General features: G+C 58.2%; 3 protein-coding genes. All 3 read right to left on the minus strand.

Translation table 11 applies throughout. The features are described 5' to 3' along the window. Positions 1 to 119: 119 nt before the first annotated feature. The 3 genes from NDQ72_18495 to NDQ72_18505 all read right to left on the minus strand — a co-directional run bounded on the left by NDQ72_18495 (position 120) and on the right by NDQ72_18505 (position 23,010). On the minus strand, positions 120 to 19,481 hold the full coding sequence (locus NDQ72_18495) for an Ig-like domain-containing protein (protein WKD28001.1): 19,362 nt from the start codon (positions 19,479 to 19,481) through the stop codon (positions 120 to 122). A 61-nt stretch (positions 19,482 to 19,542) separates the two neighbouring features. Beyond that, positions 19,543 to 21,402 carry a TolC family outer membrane protein gene (locus tag NDQ72_18500; GenBank protein WKD28002.1) on the minus strand — a complete coding sequence of 620 codons (1,860 nt, stop codon included), beginning with the start codon at positions 21,400 to 21,402 and terminating at the stop codon, positions 19,543 to 19,545. A gap of 753 nt (positions 21,403 to 22,155) precedes the next feature. Then, positions 22,156 to 23,010: a helix-turn-helix domain-containing protein gene (locus NDQ72_18505; GenBank protein WKD28003.1), complete on the minus strand. Its 855-nt coding sequence runs from the start codon at positions 23,008 to 23,010 to the stop codon at positions 22,156 to 22,158. Between the last annotated feature and the right edge of the window lie 523 nt (positions 23,011 to 23,533).

Here is a 23,533-nt window from a genome sequence, read left to right on the forward strand (position 1 = left end):
CGCCCCACCATTGAAATTAGTGCTATAACCTCATAATAAACGGATGCCATAATTAAAAAAAACGCCAGGGTATTTTACAACCCTGGCGCTGCACGCTTGTTACTGCCTCTATTGCTGAGTTACTCCACGAGTATACCGCTCTGCACTTTCAACGAGATGTCTTCATCAGCGTTATTGTAGACTCGGAAAGTAACGCCATCTTCTATGAGATTGCCACCCTCGGTCCAGCCTGCCCCGAGGTCAACGGTGTCATTCTCATCACCTAAAATACTCAGCGTATTTCGGTCATCGGTCATTTCCAGCACGTCTTCTGGACGCAGGGCATCCAGCGTATTGCTGCCGCTCTCCGTTAGGTCGAGGCGCTCGATATTATCGAAGTTAGCGTAGTCGTCCTGTTCCAGGTCCTCGCTGAAGCGCATCACGATAGTGTCATCGCCGCCCAGGGCGTCAATCGGTGAGCCGCTATACAACAGCGTATCGTCCCCCCCCGTCGGTTCGACGGCTGCGATATTGACCTCGAAGCTATCCGAAACATGCGCCGATTCATCGCTGCCGTCGGTGGTCCAGGCCTCGATAGCCACAGAGCCTTGCATTGCCCCCTGCACCAGATACAGGTCGTTGATCTGATCCGGCGTGATACCGCTCAGGGTGTAGGTGTCACTGCCGCTGTCATAACTGACGCTATCCAGCAGCGTATCGCCACCGCCGGTGAAGAAGCTGGCATGTTCGCCAAGCCCTGTTAGCTCGATCGTAGCGGTTTCCGAGCCGTCCATATCGGGCATAGCCGCGCTGAGGTTGAGCGGGATCTTGTCGCCTTCCTCGCCGAAGCTCAGCTCGGGCGACAGCGTGATGCCATCGGCCACGGCTTGAACGTCCACTTCCAAGTCAGTAGAGGTGGTCTCGCTCTCACCATTGCGGCTGGTCCGCGCCGTCAAGGTCAGGGCATCCGTCCCCTCAAGGGTACCGCTCCAGTTGCGCGGCGGCACCAGGCCCACGAAGTCCGGCATGCTGCCGTCGGCGTTGAGGATCGACCAGCCTCCTCCACCAACGTTATCAGCCAGCGTCGCCGAACCGGCATCGCTGCCGGTCTTGACCAGCCAGCCATCCGGCACCCCTTCGAGCAGCAAGGCGTCGAGGCTCTGGGAGGCATCCGGCAACGTGACGTCCAGCCCCTGCAGTGCGATCGGATTCTCCGGATCTTCAGAGCCGCTGACATCATCGACAGTGATCTCCGGCGGCGGTGGCGCGATCTCGGAAGCACTCGACCCTGTAGAGGTTTCGACATTGGCCGCACCAGTCTCCTGGGTCGTCGCCTCAGCGATAAGCGAAACGTTGCCCCAGGTATTGTCCCCCGGACGATAGCTCACCGTGACCGAGTCGCCCACGGAAACACCATCAATCACGTAGTTGCCGTCGCCATCCGGCGTGATCTCTTCGCCGTTGTACCACAGGGTGCCTGTGGCACCTTCACCGCTGCTCATACCGGTCTCATCGAGCGTGATCACCAACTGCCCATCCACCAGACTGACATCGGGATTGTCCGCCGGGCTGGAGACGTCGATGGTGAAGTCGATATCCTCGCCGCTAACAGCATCGCCTGCGGAGACATTGACGGTTGGTTCGTCGGTCACCGGTGTCACCGGCGGCGTCACACTGATCGTCTCCGAGTTCTCCTCGCCGCTCGGCGCCTGGGTGGTCAGGGTGGTATCGAAGGAGAATTCTCCGTCGGTATCGTTCCAGTTGGCCGGCGGCGTCACGGTGATACCGTCCAGCAGCGCCTGCAGGCCAGCATTGCTGCCATCCTCGGTGCTGGCGTACCACACCAACTCGCCGTCGATGGTGGTCTGCTGCATACCGTTAACCACGGCGCCTGGCGGCAAATCGGAGATGGTCACCGCGCTGCGACCATCCGAGGTATCCCCGATCTGGGCATTGACCAGGTCGGACAGCGACCAGGGGGCATCCTCGGTCATGGTGGCACCGGCATCTTCCCAGTTGATGATCTCGTTGGGATCCTCGCCGTCGCCAAAGTCACCCTCGCCGGTCAGCGTCCAGCTATCGCTGCCGCGCTCCTCCTGGCTAGTCGCGCCATTATCCTGAGTCACTGCGGTGATGGTGATTTCATGATTTTCGATAGCATCCACCTGGGTACCATCGCCCATGGTGAACTCGACGGTCTGGGTCAAGGTATCGGTGCCATTGAAGGCAACATCGGGATCGATCTCGATACGCCACTGGCTGCCGGTACCGCCGGCGACCTGGCCGACGAACTCGCCACCCACGACGCTGACCCCGGCGGGGACATTGTCGATCAACAGATACTTGAGTGACTCACTACCGTCGGTATCCGGCTGGGTGATATCGACGGTCACCTCGACACGATCATTACCGTCGGCGGTGACATCTTTGTCATCGATGGTGGCGTCGCTGCCGCTGCCTTCGACATTTTCGATACCAGTGATGGTCACCGTTGGCATGTCGGTTACCGCCTCGATGATGACCTCATGGGTCTCGTTCTTGACCACCGTGGTGTCGCCAACAGTGCCTTCATAGCCAGGGTTGGGGGTATCGGTGATCTCGTACTGCACCTCGAGAGTGCCGGCACTACCGGAGAAGTGCTCGTCACCCTGGGCATAGATATTGTTCCAGGCACCGTCGGTCAGCTTATAGTAGCCGCCCTCCTCGACCACACCCGGCTCACCGTTCGCTGCGGCATCCGCCAGCGTCGTGCTGCCATCGCTGCCGTAGTAGAGTTCGAACTGATTGCCCGTGACGCTGGCAACCTCGATCCATACCGAATTCAACGACTCGTTGGTATCGCCGTTCTGCGGCTCGAAGCTCAGGTTAAGCTGCCCCAGTTGATCCTCGGCCAGACTGGACTGGATGCTGAACCCTGCCTCCGGCGACGGCGTGACCTGGAAGGATACCTGCTGCTCGGCGCTCTCCAGAGTATCGCCGTCATCTTCGGTGACGATGGGTGTGACCGAGAAGTCCACCTGGCCGCTGAAGTTCTCCGGCGCGGTGATGGTGACGGCATTCGGATCGGTGGCAACCCAAACACGCTCGGCGCCCTCGCCGCGAATCAGCGTCGCGCCCTCGACATCGAACTGCTCGTCGAGGCCGGTGATGCGATAGGTCAGCATCTCCGAGCCATCGTCGGTTTGTTCGCCCGAAGTGGCGGTGATGATATCGCTCAGCGTGACGCTGGCACTACCATCATCCAGATCCTCTTCGGCGTAGACCGGCGTATCGGTGGTGACATCCGGCGCATCGGCGACCCCATCCACATGGACGTTGATCGACTTCTCGACCGGCGTCGCCAGGGTGTCAGTCTCACCACCATACTCATCAACGGTGACCACACTTGCGGTAAGCGTAAAGTCCTCGTTGCTATCCTGGGGTGGCGTGACGGTCAAAGGCGCATTGCGGTCGAAGTCCTCGATCTCGAAGGTGTCACTCTCGCCCGTAGAGGTCCAGGTTTGTTCACTACCTTCTGGCCCATAGGTGATCACGGCACCGGCTGGCGCTCCGGAAAGCGTGACCGTGAAGCTCTCGTTGGGATCTGAACTCTGTGGTCGAATATCCAGCGCAATCGGCTCATCCTCGTTGCCCTCGGCCGGCGAGGCGACGTTCAGCGAAGCAAGATCGGCGACCGGTGTGTCGATCAAGATACCATCGAGAATGGCTTCGCCGGAGATGGCGGTATCCGTATTACCCTCGGCATCGGTATCCACCGTTTTGGCCTCAACGCGAATCCGGAACTCGCCCTTCTGGTTTGGCGCCGCACGGAACTCCAGGGTGTCCAGGTATTCCACCGGCACTTCGATGGGCGAGCCGGTATAGGTCTGCTCGACCCAGGTGGTGCCACCATCCGTGGAATAGCGGAAGCTGGAGCCGTCGGCGCTACCACCCAGGCCTGAGACTAGTTCTGGCGTCAATAGAGCGAAGGTCTGCTCCGAGCCATCGGCGTCCTGGTTGGCCCAGCCGCTCGCCGGATTGAAACCATCGGCGTTGAGCGCGAACCACTCGTCTTCGACACCGTCCACGCCCGTGCCATAGGCATGGTTACCGTTCATGGTCAGATCGGGCTGGCCGTCGCCATCGCTATCGCCACCGACCTCTTCGGCGACCGGTGTCACTGCGACATCCGCCGTGACGTTGTGGGTCTGGGTATCCGAACCGGTCGAGGCGGTGTCCACCACCTCCACCTGCAGCGACAGGCTTGCGTCCTCACTGCTATGGGCCGGTGGCGTGATGGTGTAGCCGGTATAGCTGCCGTCGGCCACATCGCTCGGATCGATCGTGAAGCCACCGCTGCCGTCACCGGTATGCAAGACAGTGCCGTCGCCATCCTTGATCACCCAGCCGTCCGGCACGCTGTCGATACTGATCGCCGTGATCGTCTCACTGCCATCGGTATCACTGACATCGAGATCCGCCAGGAAGGCGATATCGCTATCCTCCGGCCCCTCGGCGCTGATATCGGCCGGCTTATCGGCGACCGGCAGGGTGTCGATATTCAGCGTGACCGAATCGTCCTTCACCGCGCCATCGGGATCGCCGGCATCGCTATCGCGATCCTGAGCCTTGAGGGTGACGGTGATGTCGTCGAGATCGCCACTGAAATCGGCCGGCGGCGTCAGTGTCAGGGATGATGGAATCTGCGTCGACTCACCAGCGCCGAAGCTGCCGAGATCGGTCGCTGGAATAACGATGATGCCATCACTTCCCGCCGTGATGGTGCTGCCATTCACCGTAACCGACGTTCCCTCTGGAACATCGCTAATTTCAAGCCAGCGCTCCTCGCTGCCGTCGAGATCCTCGAAGCTGGCGCCGAGCAGGTCGCCAAGGTCCAGCGCGCCGTCCTCGTCGATGGAGGCGGTATGGGTATCCCCGCCGTTGATGCTCAGATCGACATCGTCCGTCACCGCCTGCACACCGACATCTACCGAGGCGTTGCTGGTCGCACCGTCCACTCCGCCCAACGGGGTGCCGCTGTCGTCGACCTCATAGCTGGTCACGCTGACATCGACGGTAAAGTTCTCGTGGCTCTGGGCGATCGGATTGACCTGCAGCGTCTGGTACTGGGCCGTGGTCATGGTCAGATCACCAGCAGCGCCGTCGATGTGGGCACCATCAGAGAGCACAATGGTCAGCGATCCGCCATTGCTGCTATCGCTCGTCCACAGCACGTTGCCGCTGCCATCCAGCAATTCCGTGCCTTCGGGAATACCACTCAGGGTAATCTCGCCCAGCAGTTCGGGGTTGTCGCCAGCGGTGCCGGCACCGTTCTGATCCGTGGTATCGACAGGGCTCGGCGCCGTCAGATTCAGCGCGACCGCAGTATCTTCATCGGTCTGGACATTGCCACCTTGCAGATCCGGCGCATCGGCAACCGGATTGACCGTCACGTTAACCGTAAAGGTCTTGGTTTCATTGTCGGTCGTCGTGGTATAGGTAAAGGAATCCTCACCGCTGTAGTGTTCGTTTGGCTCGTAGGTAATAGTGCCATCGTCGTTTACCTTGGCCTTACCGTATGTCGTTTCTACCCAACCATCTGCGTCCGGTGTTCCACCATCAATGCCGGTATTAGTGCCCGTCGCATCGGCATTGGTATTGAAGGTATTCTCGGTCGACCCGACATCTGAATCCTCCTCCACCGTGATGGCTTTAGGCTCAACGCTGGGATCATCATCGACAACGGTGATGGTGAAGTCGGTTTCAACTTTATCATTATCACCGTCGGTGACTGTCAGATGCTGCAAGTTGATATCGAGGGTCTCGGCCCCGCCGTCATGATCCAGCGGCCGATGCAGCGTGAACTCATAGCCAGGTGTTGCCGCGGTCGGGTTGAGTATCTCGACCGTGAAGACCTTGCCGCTTTCACTACGATCAGCGCCGCGATAGCCCGTCAGGGTGTGGCCATCGTTACTAACGACATATTCCAGATCTTGTCCATCCGACGTCAGCTCGGCAGCTTCAAGAGCCGATACTGTCGAATCGACACCCCCTTCACTGAACTGGACATCCCCTGCACCATCGGTACCAAAATCCACTGCAAAGGTATCGGATACACTAGTAGCGGGCACATCAGGATCACTGCCCAAGGCCAGGTTGGCTTCGTCTACCGAGGCGTCAGAAGGCGGCATTGTTATGGAAGGACCATCGTCACGGAAGGTGAACCGACCGCCGACATCGACGGCTTCGCTATCGACGCTATCGCCATCGCCATCAACGGCGGTTGCCACCAGTTGGAGGGCACCGTCGTTCAGGGTGATGGCATCATCGTGGTCAGTGCTATCCGGGTGCTCCAACGGACGAGTCTGCGTCAGCGTCACGGCACCGCTGTCACCATCGATAGCGATCCGGAAGGCGATCTCGCCAGTGGGATTATTACCCACACGACCGACCACGTCGTCACCGTCCATAAAGAGGTGAACGGCTTCGCCCGTGGCGGTATCCATTACACCGGATACCGCACCTTCGGTGACCTGCAGGCGATAGCTCGTGCTGTCTTCGCCATCTGCCCCATGGTCGATATCGAATACGCCGTCGATAAAGTCGGCATCGGTGGCGCTGACTTCCCCAGCGGAGAAGTCGCTCTCATCGACTTCAACACTGCCCAGTTGGCCACTGTCGACATTTATCACCGGCTGATCATCAAGGATATTGATGGTCACGGTATTGGTGACGGTATTGCCATGCTGATCGACCGCGGTGTACTCGAAGCTATCGGTCGGCGGCGTGCCGGAGTGGTCCGCGTCACTGTTCAGGGTGTAATCGAAAGTGCCATCGGTATTGACCGTCCAGCTACCCAATGACGTCGAGCCGCTCTGCTGAGTCTCCACCGTCCAGCCCGACTGCAAGTCGAGGCTTCCACCGCTGATGATCTCGCTGTCGGCGGACGCATCGGTGCCATCCGCCAGGCCCGCCTCATCTACGCTGCCCGTGGTGTCGGTCGGGGTACCTGCGACATCGGCAACGTCGATGGTCAGGGTCGCGGTGCTTTCGTCACCATCGCCGTCACGCACCGTGTAGGTGAAGACGTCCTGAACGTCGGCATTCGTACTGTCCGGATCGGCTACGTAGGTGTAACTGCCGTCAGCGTTGAGCATCAGCGTGCCGTATTCACCCTCGATTACCAGCGTGCCATTAGTCTCATCGGCCGTATTGCTTGGCACATTATTGCTGGTCACCGCGAAGACTGTGACGCCGTCGGCGCCTTCGGTGTCGGCGACATCGCCCGGCGAGACACCATCGCCGCCGATCACGTTGCCACTCGTATCAGCACCTTCAGTCACGGCGTTGGTATCGTCTTTGGCGGTCGGCGCGTCATCGACGATCTTGATATTGAGATCGCCGCTATCTGTCGAGCCATCCTCGTCGGTGGCCGTCACGGTGATGCTGTCCATCAGGTCATCAACGTTCTCGCTCGGTGCCGTGGTCAGCTCATAGCTGTAGTCGAGAGTGATAGTGCCGTCAGCGGTCTGGCTGTAGCCGTTGAGGGTCAGCTCGCCGTACTGGGTGGTCAGGCTTTGCGGCGTATCGCCCAGCGCTTCCACCTGCGCCTTGCTCAGTTCGAGAGTCGCCGGATCGCCGTTCTCGTCGGTATACGCCAGCGTCACCGCGCCCGTGTCCCGCAGGCCGTCCAGGGCGGTCAGCGTCAGGCTGGATTCGACGCGGATGTCATCAGCGTCCGGCGCGGAGCCGTCCGCCAAGCCGCTCTCGAACACCACCTGATCAGTGATGTTGCCGTTCGGCGTGGTGGCGTCGTGGTCGTTGGGCACCTCGACGGTCACGCCGTCATCGCTGCCGTTGACCGTAATGGTCAACGTGGCATCGTCCGCATCACTGTCGCCGTCGGTCAGCGTATAGCTGAACACTTCCTCCAACTGCTCACCGTCGCTTAGGCCTTGCACCGTGAGGTTGGCGTTGTCGAGCGTGTAGGTATAGCTGCCATCAGGATTAAGCGTCAGGGTGCCGTACTCGCCGTCGATCACCAAGGTGCCGCCGCTGTCGGTGGCGTCGTTGCCCGGTACGTTGTCGCTGGCCACGCCGGTCACCGTGGCACCGTCGGCGCCCTGGGTATCGGCCACATCGCCCAGCGAGGCACCACTATCGCCCAGCACATTGCCAGTCGTGGTGAGAGCGCTGTCTTCCGTCACTGCGTTGGTGTCGTCTTCGGCCACTGGCGCGTCGTCGACGATCTTGATGTTGAGATCGCCGCTGTCGGTCTGACCATCACGGTCGGTGGCGGTCACGGTGATGCTGTCCATCAGGTCATCGACGTTCTCGCTCGGTGCCGTGGTCAGCTCATAGCTGTAGTCGAGAGTAATAGTACCGTCAGCGGCCTGGCTGTAGCCGTTAAGGGTTAGCTCGCCGTACTGAGTGGTCAGTATTTGCGGATCGCTGCCCAGCGCTTCCACCTGCGCCTTGCTCAGCTCGAGATTCGCCGGATCACCGTTCTCGTCGGTATACGCCAGCGTCACCGCGCCCGTGTCCCGCAGGCCATCCGAGGCAGTGAGCGTCAGGCTGGATTCGACGCGGGTGTCATCAGCGTCCGGCGCGGAGCCGTCCGCCAGGCCGCTTTCGAACACCACTTGGTCAGTGATGTCGCCATCCGGCGTGATGGCGTCATGGTCGATCGGCACGTCGACGGAGACATCCCAATCCACCGGCTTCTGATCGTCGTCGCTGCTGGTATTGCCGGCCGGGTCGGTGACCGTGGCGGTGACGCTGACATCGGTGTCGCCCGGCGAGACTGGGACTTCGACGCTAACGCCGTTGTCCAGATCGTCCTGGGTGACCTCGCGCTCGTCGAGGACGTTGCCGTCCTTGTCAGTCACGACCAGGGTGTCGCCCACTTCGGTGCCGTCTTGCAGGGTGACTTGGGCGGTGACGGTGCCGTCGTCGCCGATCTCGTCCTGGCTGTAGGTGCCGTCATCGCCGCTACCGGTCAGCTCCACTGTGACCGCAGGCGGCACGCTGTCCACCAGCTTCTTATCATCGTCGCTGGCGGTATTGCCTGCCGGGTCGGTGACCGTGGCAGTGACGCTGACGTCGGTGTCGCCCGGCGAGACCGGGACTTCGACGCTAACGCCGTTGTCCAGATCGTCCTGGGTGACCGTGCGCTCGTCGAGGACGTTGCCATCCTTGTCAGTCACGACCAGGGTGTCGCCCACTTCGGTGCCGTCTTGCAGGGTGACCTGGGCGGTGACCGTGCCGTCGTCGCCGATCTCATCCTGGCTGTAGGTGCCGTCATCGCCGCTACCGGTCAGCTCAACCGTGACCGCGGGCGGCACGTTGTCCACCGGCTTCTGATCGTCGTCGCTGGCGGTATTGCCCGCTGGATCAGTGACCGTGGCGGTGACGCTGACGTCGGTGTCGCCTTCGGCAACCGGCACTTCCACCGTAACGCCGTTTTCCAGGTCGTCCTGGGTGACCTCGCGCTCGTCGAGGACGTTGCCGTCCTTGTCGGTGACCACCAAGGTATCGCCGACTTCGGTGCCGTCTTGCAGGGTGACCTGGGCGGTGACCGTGCCGTCGTCACCGATCTCGTCCTGGCTGTAGGTGCCGTCGTCGCCGCTGCCGGTCAGCTCAACCGTGACCGCGGGCGGCACGTTGTCCACCGGCTTCTTATCGTCGTCGCTGGCGGTATTGCCCGCTGGATCGGTGACCGTGGCGGTGACGCTGACATCGGTGTCGCCCAGTGCCACCGGGACTTCGACGCTAACGCCGTTGTCCAGGTCGTCCTGGGTGACCGTGCGCTCGTCGAGGACGTTGCCGTCCTTGTCAGTCACGACCAGGGTGTCGCCCACTTCGGTGCCGTCTTGCAGGGTGACGTCAGCGGTAACGGTGCCGTCGTCGCCGATCTCATCCTGGCTGTAGGTGCCGTCATCGCCGCTGCCGGTCAGCTCAACCATGACCGCGGGCGGTACGTTGTCTACCGGCTTCTCATCGTCGTCGCTGGCGGTATTGCCCGCTGGATCAGTGACCGTGGCGGTCACGCTGACGTCGGTGTCGCCAGGCGAGACTGGGACTTCGACGCTAACGCCGTTGTCCAGATCGTCCTGGGTCACCGTGCGCTCGTCGAGGACGTTGCCGTCCTTGTCGGTGACCACCAAGGTATCGCCGACTTCGGTGCCGTCTTGCAGGGTGACGTCAGCGGTGACGGTGCCGTCGTCGCCGATCTCATCCTGGCTGTAGGTGCCGTCATCGCCGCTGCCGGTCAGCTCGACCGAGACCGCAGGCGGTACGTTGTCTACCGGCTTTTTATCGTCGTCGCTGGCGGTATTGCCCGCTGGATCAGTGACCGTGGCGGTGACGCTGACGTCGGTGTCGCCTTCGGCAACCGGCACTTCCACCGTAACGCCGTTTTCCAGGTCGTCCTGGGTGACCTCGCGCTCGTCGAGGACGTTGCCGTCCTTGTCAGTCACGACCAAGGTATCGCCGACTTCGGTGCCGTCTTGCAGGGTGACCTGGGCGGTGACCGTGCCGTCGTCGCCGATTTCATCCTGGCTGTAGGTGCCGTCGTCGCCGCTGCCGGTCAGTTCAACCGTGACCGCGGGCGGCACGTTGTCTACCGGCTTCTGATCGTCGTCGCTGGCGGTATTGCCCGCTGGATCGGTGACCGTGGCGGTGACGCTGACATCGGTGTCGCCCGGTGCCACCGGGACTTCGACGCTAACGCCGTTGTCCAGATCGTCCTGGGTGACTTCGCGCTCGTCGAGGACGTTGCCGTTCTTGTCGGTGACCACCAAGGTATCACCGACTTCGGTGCCATCTTGCAGGGTGACCTGGGCGGTAACGGTGCCGTCGTCGCCGATCTCATCCTGGCTGTAGGTGCCGTCATCGCCGCTGCCGGTCAGCTCGACCGAGACCGCGGGCGGCACGTTGTCTACCGGCTTCTTATCATCGTCGCTGGCGGTATTGCCCGCTGGATCAGTGACCGTGGCGGTGACGCTGACGTCGGTGTCGCCCGGCGACACCGGGACCTCGACGCTGACGCCGTTGTCCAGGTCGTCCTGGGTGACCGGACGATTCAGCAGTTCATTACCGTCTTTGTCGGTAACAATCAGGGTATCGCCCACTTCGGTGCCGTCTTCCAGGGTGACCTGGGCGGTGACCGTACCGTCGTCGCCGATCTCATCCTGGCTGTAGGTGCCGTCATCGCCGCTGCCGGTCAGCTCGACCGTGACCGCGGGCGGCACGTTGTCTACCGGCTTCTCATCGTCGTCGCTGGCGGTATTGCCCGCAGGATCGGTGACCGTGGCGGTGACGCTGACATCGGTGTCGCCCGGCGAGACAGGGACTTCGACGCTAACGCCGTTGTCCAGATCGTCCTGGGTGACCGGACGATTCAGCAGTTCATTACCGTCTTTGTCGGTAACAATCAGGGTATCGCCCACTTCGGTGCCGTCTTCCAGGGTGATCTGGGCGGTGACCGTGCCGTCGTCGCCGATCTCGTCCTGGCTGTAGGTGCCGTCATCGCCGCTGCCGGTCAGCTCAACCGTGACCGCGGGCGGCACGTTGTCTACCGGCTTCTCATCGTCGTCGCTGGCGGTATTGCCCGCTGGATCAGTGACCGTGGCGGTCACGCTGACGTCGGTGTCGCCAGGCGAGACTGGGACTTCGACGCTAACGCCGTTGTCCAGATCGTCCTGGGTCACCGGACGATTCAGCAGTTCATTACCGTCCTTGTCGGTGACCACCAAGGTATCGCCGACTTCGGTGCCGTCTTGCAGGGTGACGTCAGCGGTGACGGTACCGTCGTCGCCGATCTCATCCTGGCTGTAGGTGCCGTCATCGCCGCTGCCGGTCAGCTCGACCGTGACCGCGGGCGGCACGTTGTCTACCGGCTTCTCATCGTCGTCGCTGGCGGTATTGCCCGCAGGATCGGTGATCGTGGCGGTGACGCTGACATCGGTGGCGCCCGGGGAGACCGGGACTTCGACGCTAACGCCGTTGTCCAGGTCGTCCTGGGTGACCTCGCGCTCGTCGAGGACGTTGCCGTCCTTGTCAGTCACGACCAGGGTGTCGCCGACTTCGGTGCCGTCTTGCAGGGTGACCTGGGCGGTGACCGTGCCGTCATCGCCGATCTCGTCCTGGCTGTAGGTGCCGTCATCGCCGCTGCCGGTCAGCTCAACCGTGACCGCGGGCGGCACGTTGTCTACCGGCTTCTCATCGTCGTCGCTGGCGGTATTGCCCGCTGGATCAGTGACCGTGGCGGTCACGCTGACGTCGGTGTCGCCTTCGGCAACCGGCACTTCAACCGTAACGCCGTTGTCCAGGTCGTCTTGGGTGACCGGACGATTCAGCAGTTCATTACCGTCTTTGTCGGTAACAATCAGGGTATCACCTACCTCGGTGCCGTCTTGCAGGGTGACTTGGGCGGTGACGGTGCCGTCGTCGCCGATCTCGTCCTGGCTGTAGGTGCCGTCGTCACCGCTGCCGGTCAGCTCGACCGAGACAGTCGGCGGTACATCATCAATCGGCTCAATTGGCTTGCTATCGTCATCGTTGCTGGAATTGCCCGCTGGGTCGGTGACCGTGGCGGTCACGCTGACGTCGGTGTCGCCTTCGGCAACCGGTACTTCCACCGTAACGCCGTTGTTCAGGTCATCCTGGGTCACCGTGCGCTCGTCGAGGACGTTGCCATCCTTGTCGGTCACGACCAGAGTGTCGCCGACCTCGGTGCCGTCTTCCAGGGTAACCTGAGCGGTGACGGTGCCATCGTCGCCGATCTCATCCTGGCTGTAAGTGCCGTCGTCACCGCTGCCGGTCAGCTCGACCGAGACAGTCGGCGGTACATCATCAATCGGCTCAATTGGCTTGCTATCGTCATCGTTGCTGGAATTGCCCGCTGGGTCGGTGACCGTGGCGGTCACGCTGACGTCGGTGTCGCCTTCGGCAACCGGTACTTCCACCGTAACGCCGTTGTTCAGGTCATCCTGGGTCACCGTGCGCTCGTCGAGGACGTTGCCGTCCTTGTCGGTGACCACCAAGGTATCGCCGACCTCGGTGCCGTCTTCCAGGGTGATCTGGGCGGTAACGGTACCGTCGTCGCCGATCTCATCCTGGCTGTAAGTGCCGTCGTCACCGCTGCCGGTCAACTCGACCGAGACTGCGGGCGGTACGTCATCGATCGGCTCGATCGGCTTGCTGTCATCGTCGCTGGCGGTATTGCCCGTCGGGTCGGTGACCGTGGCGGTCACGCTCACATCGGTGTCGCCTTCGGCAACCGGCACTTCCACCGTAACGCCGCTGTCCAAATCGTCCTGGGTCACCGTGCGCTCGTCGAGGACGTTGCCGTCCTTGTCGGTGACCACCAAGGTATCGCCTACTTCGGTGCCCTCTTCCAAGGTAACCTGGGCGGTAACGGTGCCGTCGTCGCCGATCTCATCCTGACTATAGATGCCGTCGTCACCGCTGCCGGTCAGCTCGACCGAGACAGTCGGCGGTACGTCATCAATCAGCTCAATTGGCTTGCTGTCGTCATCGCTGTTGGAATTACCGGCCGGGTCGGTGACCGTAGCGGTCACGCTGACGTCGGTGTCGCCTTCGGCAACAGGTACTTCCACCGTGACGCCATTATCCAGGTTGTCCTGGGTGACTTCTCCGTCAAAGAGGACATTGCCGTCCTTGTCGGTGACCGTCAGGGTGTCGCCGACCTCGGTGCCGTCTTCCAGGGTGACCTGGGCGGTAACGGTACCGTCGTTGCCGATCTCGTCCTGACTGTAGGTGCCGTCACCGCCGCTGCCGGTCAGCTCCACCGAGACTGCAGGCGGCACGTTGTCTACCGGCTTCTTATCATCGTCGCTGGCGGTATTGCCCGCTGGATCGGTGACCGTGGCGGTGACGCTGACATCGGTGTCGCCCAGTGCCACCGGGACTTCGACGCTAACGCCGTTGTCCAGGTCGTCCTGGGTGACCGTGCGCTCGTCGAGGACATTGCCGTCCTTGTCGGTCACGACCAGGGTATCGCCGACTTCGGTGCCGTCTTCCAGGGTGACCTGAGCGGTGACCGTGCCGTCGTCGCCGATCTCATCCTGGCTGTAGGTGCCGTCGTCACCGCTACCGGTCAGTTCAACCGTGACCGCGGGCGGTACGTTGTCTACCGGCTTCTTATCATCGTCGCTGGCGGTATTGCCCGCAGGATCGGTGATCGTGGCGGTGACGCTGACATCGGTGTCGCCTTCGGCAACCGGCACTTCCACCGTAACGCCGTTGTCCAGATCGTCCTGGGTGACCTCGCGCTCGTCTAGGACGTTGCCATCCTTGTCGGTCACGACCAGGGTATCGCCGACCTCGGTGCCGTCTTCCAGGGTGACCTGGGCGGTAACGGTGCCGTCGTCGCCGATCTCATCCTGGCTGTAGGTGCCGTCGTCGCCGCTGCCGGTCAGCTCAACCGTGACTGCGGGCGGTACGTTGTCTACTGGCTTCTTATCGTCGTCGCTGGCGGTATTGCCCGCCGGGTCGGTGACCGTGGCGGTGACGCTGACGTCGGTGTCGCCTTCGGCAACAGGCACTTCCACCGTAACGCCGTTGTCCAAGTCGTCTTGTGTAATCGGACGATTCAGCAGTTCATTACCGTCCTTGTCGGTGACCACCAAGGTATCGCCAACTTCGGTGCCGTCTTGCAGGGTGACCTGGGCGGTGACCGTGCCGTCGTCGCCGATCTCGTCCTGGCTGTAGGTGCCGTCGTCGCCGCTGCCGGTCAGCTCAACCGTGACCGCGGGCGGTACGTTGTCTACCGGCTTCTTATCGTCGTCGCTGGCGGTATTGCCCGCTGGATCGGTGACCGTGGCGGTGACGCTGACGTCGGTGTCGCCATCGGCAACCGGCACTTCCACCGTAACGCCGTTGTCCAGGTCGTCTTGGGTGACCGGACGATTCAGCAGTTCATTACCGTCTTTGTCGGTAACAATCAGGGTATCACCTACCTCGGTGCCGTCTTGCAGGGTGACCTGGGCGGTGACGGTGCCGTCGTCGCCGATCTCGTCCTGGCTGTAGGTGCCGTCATCGCCGCTGCCGGTCAGCTCAACCGTGACCGCAGGCGGCACGTTGTCTACCGGCTTCTGATCGTCGTCGCTGGCGGTATTACCCGCTGGGTCGGTGACCGTGGCGGTGACGCTGACATCGGTGTCGCCCTCGGCAACCGGTACTTCCACCGTAACGCCGTTGTCCAGATCGTCCTGGGTGACTTCGCGCTCGTCGAGGACGTTGCCATCCTTGTCGGTCACCGTCAGGGTGTCGCCGACCTCGGTGCCGTCTTCCAGGGTGATCTGGGCGGTAACGGTACCGTCGTCGCCGATCTCATCCTGGCTGTAAGTGCCGTCGCCACCGCTGCCGGTCAACTCGACCGAGACTGCGGGCGGTACGTCATCGATCGGCTCGATCGGCTTGCTGTCATCGTCGCTGGCGGTATTGCCCGTCGGGTCGGTGACCGTGGCGGTCACGCTCACATCGGTGTCGCCTTCGGCAACCGGCACTTCCACCGTAACGCCGCTGTCCAAATCGTCCTGGGTCACCGTGCGCTCGTCGAGGACGTTGCCATCCTTGTCGGTCACGACCAGGGTGTCGCCTACTTCGGTGCCGTCTTGCAGGGTGACCTGGGCGGTGACCGTGCCGTCATCGCCGATCTCATCCTGGCTGTAGGTACCGTCGTCGCCGCTGCCGGTCAGTTCAACCGTGACCGCGGGCGGTACGTTGTCTACCGGCTTCTTATCATCGTCGCTGGCGGTATTACCGGTCGGGTCGGTGACCGTGGCGGTGACGCTGACATCGGTGTCGCCAGGCGAGACTGGGACTTCGACGGTTACGCCGTTGTCCAAATCGTCCTGGGTGACCGGACGATTCAGCAGTTCATTACCGTCCTTGTCGGTGACCACCAAGGTATCGCCGACTTCGGTGCCGTCTTGCAGAGTGACTTGGGCGGTGACCGTGCCATCGTCACCAATCTCATCCTGACTGTAGGTGCCGTCGTCGCCGCTGCCGGTCAGCTCGACCGAGACAGTCGGCGGTACATCATCGGTCGGCTCGATTGGCTTGCTATCGTCATCGCTGGCGGTATTGCCCGTCGGGTCGGTGACCGTGGCGGTCACGCTGACGTCGGTGTCACCTTCGGCAACCGGTACTTCCACCGTAACGCCGTTGTTCAGGTCATCCTGGGTCACCGTGCGCTCGTCGAGGACGCTGCCGTCCTTGTCGGTCACGACCAGAGTGTCGCCGACCTCGGTGCCGTCTTCCAGGGTAACCTGAGCGGTGACGGTGCCATCGTTGCCGATCTCATCCTGGCTGTAAGTGCCGTCGTCACCGCTGCCGGTCAGCTCGACCGAGACAGTCGGCGGTACATCATCGATCGGCTCGATTGGTTTGCTATCGTCATCGCTGCTGGAATTACCGGCCGGATCGGTGACTGTGGCGGTCACGCTGACGTCGGTGTCGCCTTCGGCAACCGGTACTTCCACCGTGACGCCGTTGTCTAGATCGTCCTGGGTGACTTCTCCGTCAAAGAGGACGTTGCCATCCTTGTCGGTCACCGTCAGGGTGTCGCCCACTTCGGTGCCGTCTTCCAGAGTGACCTGGGCGGTAACGGTGCCGTCGTCGCCGATCTCATCCTGGCTGTAGGTGCCGTCGTCACCGCTGCCGGTCAGCTCGACCGAGACAGTCGGCGGTACATCATCGATCGGCTCGATTGGTTTGCTATCGTCATCGCTGCTGGTATTGCCGACCGGATCGGTAACCGTGGCGGTGACGCTGACATCGGTGTCGCCTTCGGCAACCGGTACTTCCACCGTAACGCCGTTGTCCAGGTCACCCTGGGTCACCGTGCGCTCGTCGAGGACGTTGCCATCCTTGTCGGTGACCACCAAGGTGTCACCTATTTCGGTGCCGTCTTCCAGGGTGACCTGGGCGGTAACGGTGCCGTCGTCGCCGATCTCGTCCTGACTATAGATGCCGTCGTCACCGCTGCCGGTCAGCTCGACCGAGACAGTCGGCGGTACATCATCGATCGGCTCGATTGGCTTGCTGTCGTCATCGCTGCTGGTATTGCCGACCGGATCGGTAACCGTGGCGGTGACGCTGACATCGGTGTCGCCTTCGGCAACCGGTACTTCCACCGTAACGCCGTTGTCCAGATCGTCCTGGGTCACCGTGCGCTCGTCGAGGACGTTGCCGTCCTTGTCGGTGACCACCAAGGTATCGCCTACCTGGGTGCCCTCTTTCAAGGTGACGTCAGCGGTGACCGTGCCGTCGTCGCCGATCTCATCCTGACTGTAGGTGCCGTCGTCACCGCTGCCGGTCAGCTCGACCGAGACAGTCGGCGGTACATCATCGATCGGCTCGATTGGTTTGCTATCGTCATCGCTGCTGGAATTACCGGCCGGATCGGTGACTGTGGCGGTCACGCTGACGTCGGTGTCGCCTTCGGCAACCGGTACTTCCACCGTGACGCCGTTGTCCAGATCGTCCTGGGTGACTTCTCCGTCAAAGAGGACGTTGCCATCCTTGTCGGTCACCGTCAGGGTGTCGCCCACTTCGGTACCGTCTTCCAGAGTGACCTGGGCGGTAACGGTGCCGTCGTCGCCGATCTCATCCTGGCTGTAGGTGCCGTCGTCACCGCTGCCGGTCAGCTCGACCGAGACAGTCGGCGGTACATCATCGATCGGCTCGATTGGTTTGCTATCGTCATCGCTGCTGGAATTACCGGCCGGGTCGGTGACTGTGGCGGTCACGCTGACGTCGGTGTCGCCTTCGGCAACCGGTACTTCCACCGTAACGCCGTTGTCCAAGTCGTCTTGTGTAATCGGACGATTCAGCAGTTCATTACCGCCTTTGTCGGTAACCACCAAGGTATCGCCTACCTGGGTGCCGTCTTCCAGGGTAACTTCAGCGGTAACGGTGCCATCTTCACCAATCTCGTCCTGGCTGTAGGTGCCGTCATCGCCGCTGCCTATCAGCTCGACAGATACCGCAGGGGCTTCATTGTCCTCTGGCGGCTCATCGTTAGCCACCGGTTTTGTGTCACTATCGCTAGACGAATTACCTGCAGGATCAGTCACTGTGGCGGTCACGCTAACGTCAGTGTCGCCCGGCGATACCGGGACTTCCACCGTAACGCCGTTGTCCAAATCGTCTTGAGTTACTTCTCCGTCAAAGAGGACATTGCCGTCCTTGTCGGTGATCGTCAGGGTGTCGCCCACTTCGGTGCCGTCATCCAGAGTGACCTGGGCGGTAACGGTGCCATCGTCACCAATCTCGTCCTGGCTGTAGGTGCCGTCACCGCCGCTGCCGGTCAGCTCCACCGAGACTGCGGGCGATGTGTTATCAACCGGCTCGATTGGTTTGCTGTCGTCGTCGCTGCTGGAATTACCGGCCGGGTCGGTGACCGTGGCGGTCACGCTGACGTCGGTGTCGCCTTCGGCAACCGGTACTTCCACCGTAACGCCGTTGTCCAAGTCGTCTTGTGTAATCGGACGATTCAGCAGTTCATTGCCGTCTTTGTCGGTAACCACCAAGGTATCGCCTACCTGGGTGCCGTCTTCCAGAGTGATCTGGGCGGTAACGGTGCCGTCTTCACCAATCTCATCCTGGCTGTAGGTGCCGTCGTCGCCGCTACCAATTAGCTCAACAGATACCGCTGGGGCTTCGTTGTCCTGTGGCGGCTCATCGTTAGCCACTGGTTTTGTGTCACTATCGCTAGACGAGTTACCTGCAGGATCAGTCACTGTGGCGGTCACGCTAACGTCAGTGTCGCCCGGCGATACCGGAACTTCGACGCTAACGCCATTATCCAGGTCGTCCTGGGTGACCGGACGATTCAGCAGTTCATTACCGTCTTTGTCGGTGACAACCAGAGTGTCGCCTACCTGAGTTCCGCCACCCAGAGTAATATTGGCAAGCACAGTGCCATCACTACCAATCTCATCCTGACTATAGATGCCGTCATCATTAGCGCCTTCTAACTCAACACTCACCGCCAAAGCTGAGGCTCTAGGTTCAAAACTTTCGCTAGTCCCTTCCCAACCGTTAAGGCGATAAAGAGGTTCGTCACCCCGCTCGTAGTTATAAGCGTACGCAAGAGGTGGTAACGGCAGCTCAATGCGCTCAAGCATTACAAACGTTAACCCGTCTTTACTAATAATGGGCGCGGAAGACGAGCCCTGCGATGGGGGATCGTTATCAAACTGTGCAATGAGCTGTTCTTCGGCTTTTAATGCCTTCTCTGCTTCAGAAAAACGCATGTCTTCATCAGGCTCTGCGCTACGCAGAACAATGTTTGAATGAGAAAGCTCACTACCAGATGGTAACTGAAGTGTCATACCTTGAGGCGTAGAGACAATTACGCTTGCATTGGCATCCGTAATGATTGTCTCGCCGGGTTGAACGGTATCACCTTCACGTAACTCTCTTATATTTCCATTGCTATCACGAACCCACGCGTTGCCTGAGATTGCTTCAATGATGACGGTTTCCATCGTTTCCCCCCAAAGATCCTATGAAGGCTCCAACATTCGAAGGAGCCTTTTGAACAAGTGCTTAGCTGTTTGAAATATCTAGCGTTATCTCAACGCGCCGATTTTCTCGGCGGCCATCAACAGTCGCATTCGAAGCAACCGGTTGGCGGGAGCCATAACCACGCACTTGCACAATATTTGGATCAATCCCCTGTTCGATGAGGTAGTCAGCGACGTTACGAGCACGCTGCTCAGAGAGGGAGGCATTTAATGCATTAGTACCGCTGCTATCAGTATGGCCAGTAACAACCACATGATTTACTGAAGACATTTGACGAATTTTTTGAGCAAATGAGGACAACTCAGCATGCGCCCCTGAGTTAAGTTCGGCACTACCCGTTGTAAACAGTGCATCGGCTGACAGCACCATATCGGGTGTAGCTACCGGGGCTTGTGTGTTCCCGTAGCTATTAGTTAGCTCTGCTAATGAGGGAGTAGCAGGATGAGTGACAGGGCAGATGGCATCTGGGTTGATACTGACACCATCACTATCAAGTTCGTTAAGCGTAGGGGTTCCTTCACGTACAACGTCGAGGGTCAACATCAGTTGCCCCATAGACGCCAGCGTGCGGGCATCCGCCTCTAGCACATTCTGCTTAGCATTTACGTAGGCACGACTTGCTTCAAAGTACTCATTTTCACTGTCAAGAACATCTAACAGCGTACGTTCACCAATATCGAACTGCTGCTGGTAAGCACCTCGAACACGGTCACTGGATAACCGATGCTGATTAATATAATTCAGCTGTTCACGCAATTGGCGAGAATCATTAAAAGCGATTTGCGTTGTTTGACGAATATTATGGCAAACATTCTCACGCTGATTAACCGCCTGCTCAATTCGATCACCTGCAGCGCGGAATGACGCCATATCGCTTCCACCACGATATAAATTCATGCTGGCTACTAGTTCTATACTGTGGCGATCCTGACTACCGCGAGGATTAGGAGTATTGTCAGTATTATCGTAAGTGCCTGTGCGTCCTTGCAGATCTAGGCGAGGCTGGAAGGCAGCGCGAGTAGCCTCTTGTTGCGCTCGGCTGGCTTCAATATTTTCAATGGCAGCGTGGAATTCAGGATTACCTTCAAAAGCCAAATTAACTGCCTCAGTCACCGATGGAGGCAAGTCATCCTCAAACCCTGGCATAGGCGCTAAACTGTCTGTTGGTAATTGGCCGACAACTCGCAAATACCGTGCAGAAACATCATGCAAATTAGATGCTTCCGTCATTAGGTTCGACTCAGCCAATGCTAAGCGACCTGTAATTTGCTCTAAATCAACGCCTCTGCCTGCTCCATTCTGAACCCTCTCTTCGATTTGCTGATAAACACGCTGATGCTGACGGTAGTTTTCCTGAGCCAAGCGAACCAGTTCGCGATAACGTTCCACATCTAGATAGGCTTGCACTGCCTCTAATGCGACGTTCTCACTGGCACCTAACAATTCGTAATAACTAACCAGCTTTGCGCGATCTAGCCGTTCAACTTCATTACGAGTCGCAAATCCGTCCCAAATCATCTGGTTAAGCGTTAATTCAGCAAAACTGGTTGAATAGCTACCGACTCCATCTACTTCACGGTCAGCCCGCCCCACACCAGCGGTCGCATCAATAGAGGGCAGGTAGTTTCCACGTGCTACATCAACATCATGCTCAGCCGCCTGCAGCTCATTCCATGCTGCTTTGACCTGGGGGTTGTACTCAATAGCAGTTTTGACAACGTCAGCTACATTGCCTGCAATAGCAGATTGCCGTGAAGAGGCTGGTAATTCTTGCGCACATACACCGCTCACCATGAGTGAAAGCGCAATGGTTACCAGCCCCTGTTTTGCTAAGATAAGCGACATGGGCTTGAGCTTGAAGGTTGACGCACGCTGAAACATTCCCTTACTCCTGCAAAAATTAGTGAGAAATCAGTAATATAGCCAATGCAAATAAAGTATTCGCTAATTTAAATTCAGCGAACCTTATCACTAACTAATCAATAATTTTTTTGATGGAAGGCAATAACATTTGCAGGAATGAATTATCATTAATTTAAAATATAAAAAACTGTTAACACTGACAATAAATTAAACCCATTTAAATAAAATAAAAATTAAAAAACAAGGCTTTAAGTTACTGAAGCACCCAAACTCACAGAGCCAGTTTTTTTTCAAGTTAAACTCTATCAACGATGAACACAGATAAAGCATGAAATTCTATTAATGAAAAAATCACTTAGCCGCCGCTACCGACTTACACAACGCTAGAAACGGGGCAATGGAGGAACAGTAAAGAAAACCAACATCTACTTGAAGCACCCTGTCAACACTCAACCCTTTGGCTACATACAACGTTGAGCAATACCGACAGCCACTCAATGGTAAGGTGGCTAGAGAGGCATTCAAGCACAACAGATGCATGGCTGATTGACCCGCGACCTTTCCCCGAAATTAACGCCCAGCTATCGCTTGAACAAATCACTGATTTAATTGACATTTATATTGCCTGCGGCCGTCAAGCAGACCGAACTAAAAATACGTGGCATTTGCTTAATGCGGAGGTTTTAGAACAATTAACTTTGTTCCTTATCATTCATTTTAGAGGAAGTAAAAATCTGAAAATATTAAGCTATAAATAAAGCCATTCACTTCTCACCGGCACTCTTTAATTGGCCTCTTAACTGGCGAAGGATACTGATTCTTAAACTTCATAGGCGATGTTCCAAACCTTTCTTTAAATGCCGTTGAAAAGTTCGCACTGCTACTAAACCCTACGTGAGCAGCTATAGCACTAACAGAAAGATGGGTATTAGACAAAAGTTCACGCGCTTCATTCATACGTATTTCGCGAAGGTACTCATATACAGTCATACCTACCATATCTTTAAAAGCGGCATTAAGACGTTTTGCATTAGTACCCACTAAGCGCGCCAGCTCCTGTAGGCTCGGAGCATCAGATAGAGAATTCAGCAAATGAATCCGAGCACTGTGATAAAGAATATTGTTAATAGGGTTAGCCTGTTCGCTATCTAGACGCACTTCATCAAGATCATTATAAGCAGACGCTTTTTGCGGCACCCGATTACGTAGATGAATCGCCATGCGCAATTTAACCTCATCAAATAAATAAGGTTTATGAATGTAATCTACAGCACCTACTAGCAACCCTTGAACACGCTTCTCGGGTTCTGAGTAGGCTGAAAGGAAAATAACCGGAACGTTTTCGGTGAAAGGATCATTTGCTAGTACTTTACATGCCGCATAACCATCACACTCTGGCATTTCTACGTCCATCAGGATTAAATCCGGCAATACAAGACGCGCTTTGTGAATACCATCGATGCCGTCTTGCGCATGAAAGACTCGACAACCCTGGTGCAAAAGATACGAAGAAATAAGCATACGATCTGCCTCGGCATCGTCAACTACCAGAATTTTTTTCCCCGCTAGATCATCCATATCCACGCCGCCGCCAAACAAGTGTTGAGTGTTTACAATTTTACTCATGCGTTAATGTTTTTTTACTCATCAATAGCTGAAAAGCCATATAAGAAACAAAAACAATACCCGCCAGAAAACAAAAAACCTCTCTAGGAAAGAGGTGATATGTTGGTGCACCAAACAGAATCAGAGAAATGTTAAATAGTGATTCTAATTAGCCACACTGATCACATACCTTTCCTGCTTCGAGACAAGCGATGGAATCATACACTTTATAATTATTAAAAAAAGTTAAATTTATCAATAAAAACAGACACTAACGATCACGCCAAACTAAACCCTCGAATCAATCAATCGCCAAAAGCCACACAACAAACCAACACTTAAGAAAAATAAAAAACTAATAATTAAAATATATTAAAACCGCCCTGCCGCTCACTTTAAAAACAACAAGACAGTCACCTTATCTTTTTAAATCTTAGTGAACTATTTAAACTATTTTTTATCTTTGCAAAAAAAGCATGCAGCGCTCTATCAAGACATTTAATCCAACAACCTTCACGACACCAAAGAACTATTCATAAATCAC

Origin of the sequence: Halomonas sp. KG2, from assembly GCA_030440445.1 — a bacterium.
Lineage (GTDB): Bacteria > Pseudomonadota > Gammaproteobacteria > Pseudomonadales > Halomonadaceae > Vreelandella.